Source organism: Roseateles sp. P5_B10, assembly GCF_056400485.1.
The window spans coordinates 1-565 of sequence record NZ_JBFULE010001670.1 but is presented as its reverse complement, the minus strand read 5'-3'; the positions used below and the strand labels follow the sequence as shown (position 1 = coordinate 565).

Below are 565 nucleotides of genomic sequence, written 5' to 3'. Positions count from 1 at the left end.
GCCGGCGAGGGCTTCGATCTCAACCTGCCGCTTCAACCCGGCGCCGGCGGCGCCGAAATGAATGCAGCGCTCGACATCGCGATCGCAAGCGTTCGCGCATTTGGCGCCGATGCGCTTGTGGTGGCGCTGGGCTTCGATGCCCATCGCGATGATCCGATCGGCATCCTAAAGCTCGAGGCAAAGGATTTCGGGAGCGTCGGGAGCAAGATGCAATCGCTGGGTCTGCCGACGCTTGTCGTGCAGGAAGGTGGTTATGGGATCGATGCGATCCAGGACTGCCTCGACTCTTTCCTGACCGGCTTCAAGCCAACGTAGCCTGCGTGGTGAGTGGGGCGGACTACGCTTCGCTCATCTGCCCTACGCACTGCGCCGGTTCAGTTCTCGAAGGCCGTCGCCGGCCTGCGACAACGCGGTACGCCTCGTTGATACGATCCACTCCGGTGCCGGAGGAGATGGTCGGCCGATTTCACTTGCAGCCTGATGTGCTGTCTCCAGCACGCGCCATCGGCTTGCCGTTGATGAATACGCCGGTGCTACCCGAGATGGTCTTGCCGCCGCATTCGGT

Annotated in this window: 1 protein-coding gene and 1 pseudogene; one reads left to right on the top strand and one right to left on the bottom strand. The window is 62.7% G+C overall.

All coding sequences use genetic code 11. The annotated features are described in order from the left end of the window. Positions 1–315 (top strand): annotated as a pseudogene (locus AC1DU6_RS35245) (histone deacetylase family protein); the annotation flags it as partial. Between the two features lie 151 nt (positions 316–466). On the opposite strand, the gene AC1DU6_RS35240 reads toward AC1DU6_RS35245, so the two are convergent. Next, the coding region (locus AC1DU6_RS35240; protein WP_477863213.1) for a PAAR domain-containing protein at positions 467–565 on the bottom strand (99 nt) is incomplete at its 5' end.